Source organism: Streptomyces turgidiscabies Car8 (assembly GCF_000331005.1).
GTDB classification, from domain to species: Bacteria; Actinomycetota; Actinomycetes; order Streptomycetales; family Streptomycetaceae; genus Streptomyces; species Streptomyces turgidiscabies.
Window position 1 is genome coordinate 1 of sequence record NZ_AEJB01000071.1, and the last position, 2,499, is coordinate 2,499.

Annotated in this window: 3 protein-coding genes; 1 reads left to right on the forward strand and 2 read right to left on the reverse strand. The window is 74.8% G+C overall.

From position 1 onward, the window contains the following. Positions 1–56: 56 nt before the first annotated feature. On the reverse strand, positions 57–980 hold the full coding sequence (locus STRTUCAR8_RS04400; RefSeq protein ID WP_006374234.1) for a LysR family transcriptional regulator: 924 nt from the start codon (positions 978–980) through the stop codon (positions 57–59). 70 nt (positions 981–1,050) lie between these two features. Here STRTUCAR8_RS04400 and STRTUCAR8_RS04405 point away from each other — a divergent pair, with 70 nt between their 5' ends. After that, on the forward strand, positions 1,051–2,229 hold the full coding sequence (locus tag STRTUCAR8_RS04405) for a TDT family transporter (protein ID WP_006374233.1): 1,179 nt from the start codon (positions 1,051–1,053) through the stop codon (positions 2,227–2,229). Here the strand turns inward: STRTUCAR8_RS04405 and STRTUCAR8_RS04410 are convergent. Next, the coding region (locus STRTUCAR8_RS04410; RefSeq protein WP_044471624.1) for a helical backbone metal receptor at positions 2,156–2,499 on the reverse strand (344 nt) is incomplete at its 5' end. The genes STRTUCAR8_RS04405 and STRTUCAR8_RS04410 overlap by 74 nt on opposite strands.

The window sequence follows — 2,499 nt, forward strand, 5'->3', positions numbered from 1 at the left end:
CAGCCCCCAGGAACGGGATGGGACGGGTAGGGGCGGCGGGGGCGAGAAACTCCGCCCTACCCCCGCGTCAACCCCAACAACTCCCGAGCCGGCCCCACCGGCCGATGCCCCGTCGGCCAAACCGCCCGCAGCTCCCGGTCCAACCGCACCCCGGCCAACGGCACACACACCAGCCGCCGCGTCGACAACTCCTCCCCCACCGCCAGCTCACTCAGCACCGCGGGCCCCGCCCCGCCCACCGCCGAGGCCTTCACCGCGGTCGTCGACGACAGTTCGAGCAGCGGCCGCGCCAGGCCGCCCAGCGCCGAGTCCAGTACCTGCCGTGTTCCCGACCCCTCCTCCCGGAGGATCAGCGGCGTCGCCGCCAGTTCCTCCGCCCCCACCGGCTTCCGCCGCCGCGCCCACGGGTGCCCCGGCGCTGTCACCACGATCAGCCGGTCCTTGGCGACGACCACCGAGTCCAGGCCGCTCGGCACTCCCGTCCCCTCCACGAAGCCGAGGTCGGCCTCGTCCGACAGGACCCGTTCGGCCACCGCCGCCGAGTTCCCCGCGAGCAGCGACACCGCCGTCTCGGGCCGCAGCGCGCGCAGCGCCAGCAGCCAGCCGGGAAGCAGGTACTCGGCGATCGTCATGCTGGCCGCGACCCGCAGCCGGGAGTCGCGTCGCGCCCGCAGGGCCTGCGCCCCGGCGTCGAACGCCTCCGCCGCCTCCACGACCCGCCGAGCCCAGTCGGTGACGAGCACACCGGCGTCCGTGAGCCGGGATCCGCGCGGTGAGCGGTCCACCAGGGCCACGCCCAGCTGGCGTTCCATCGACCGGATGCGGCTGCTGGCGGCCGGCTGTGTGACGCCCAGCTCCTGCGCGGCCCGCCCGAGACTCCCCAGCCGCGCCACGGCGAGCAGCAACTCCATCGCGCCGAGGTCCGGGACCCGCCGCGCGACTCCCGCCGACTGTGCGGCCCTGCCCTCCACATCACCCATAGATCCAGCTTATGTCCTCATTCACCGGAACCCCCTGGCGACCGCCCACACCCCGCGCGACGGTAAGTACATGGCCACCGCAGCGCCCGCCCGTCCCCGCCCGCTCCCCCTGTCCCAGCACGAGGCGCGGCCACAGCGCTCGGCACTGTCCCTCGGGAGCCTCCGCCATCTGGGCCCCAACTGGTACGCCCCCGTCATGGGCACCGCCATCGTGAGCACCGCGGGCGCCGGTCTCCCCGGCGCGGACGGCATCCCGGGGCCGCGTACCCTCTGCACGGTCGTCTGGGCCTTCTCCCTCGCCCTCCTGCTCACGCTTCTCTGCGCCCGAGCCCTGCACTGGACCCACCACCGCGACCAGGCCCGCGCCCACCTCCTCGACCCGGCCACAGCGCCGTTCTACGGCTGCCTCGCCATGGCCCTGACGGCTGTCGGCGGTGGCGCCCTCGTCGTCGGCCGGGACTGGCTCGGTCTCCCGGCCGCCGTCGCCCTGGACGCGGTCCTGTTCACCGCCGGGACGATCGTCGGACTCGTCGCCGCCGTCGCCGTCCCGTACCTCCTGGTCGTGCGTGGCGCCGCCTCCAGCCCCGTCTGGCTGCTCCCCGTCGTCGCGCCCATGGTGTCGGCGGCACTCGGACCGCTCCTGGTCTCCCATCTGCCGCCGGGGCAGGGGCAGCGGACCCTCCTGTTCGCCTGCTTCGGCATGTTCGGGCTGAGTCTGCTCGCGACCCTGGTGATGCTGCCGGTCGTCTTCGGCCGGCTCGTGACGACCGGTGCGCTCCCCCTCGCACTCACCCCGACCCTGTTCCTGGCGCTGGGCCCGCTCGGCCAGTCCACCACCGCCGCCGGCAACTTCGCCGACCTCGCCCCCCATGTCCTGGGCGTCCCCCATGGCAGCGCCGCCGCCGTCGCCGTCCTCTACGGCGTTCCCGTCATGGGCTTCGCCCTGCTGTGGCTCGCCCTCGCGGGTGCGCTGGTGCTGCGCGCACGGCGCCGGGGCATGGGCTTCACGATGACGTGGTGGGCGTTCACCTTCCCGGTGGGCACCTGCGTGACCGGTGCGGAGAGCCTCGGCCGGCACACCGGGCTCGCCGCGTTCGGCGTCCTCGCCGTCGCCCTGTACGTCCTGCTCGTCGCCGCCTGGGCCGGCGTCGCCGCCCGTACCGTCCGGGGGCTGGTCAGCGGTGAGCTGCTCGCAGGGCCTCGCCCAGCGCCCGTGGAGCCTCGGCCAGTGACGGCCCGTACCAGGTGAGGTGGCGGCCGCTGACGAGCGCGCAGGGCAGCCCCTCGAACGCCTCGGGACCGTCCTCGGCCGTGAAGCGGTACGGCTCGTCCGGCAGCACGACCATCCCCGGCCGCGCGGCGGTCCGCAGTTCCTCGATCGGTACCCGCGGATAGCGTTCGGCGTGGGCCGCGTACGCGTTGTCGACCCCCAGCCGCGCCAGGACGTCACCCGCGAAGGTGTCGCGTCCGAGCACCATCCACGGGCGCCGCCAGATCGGCACGACAGCGGTCGTACGGC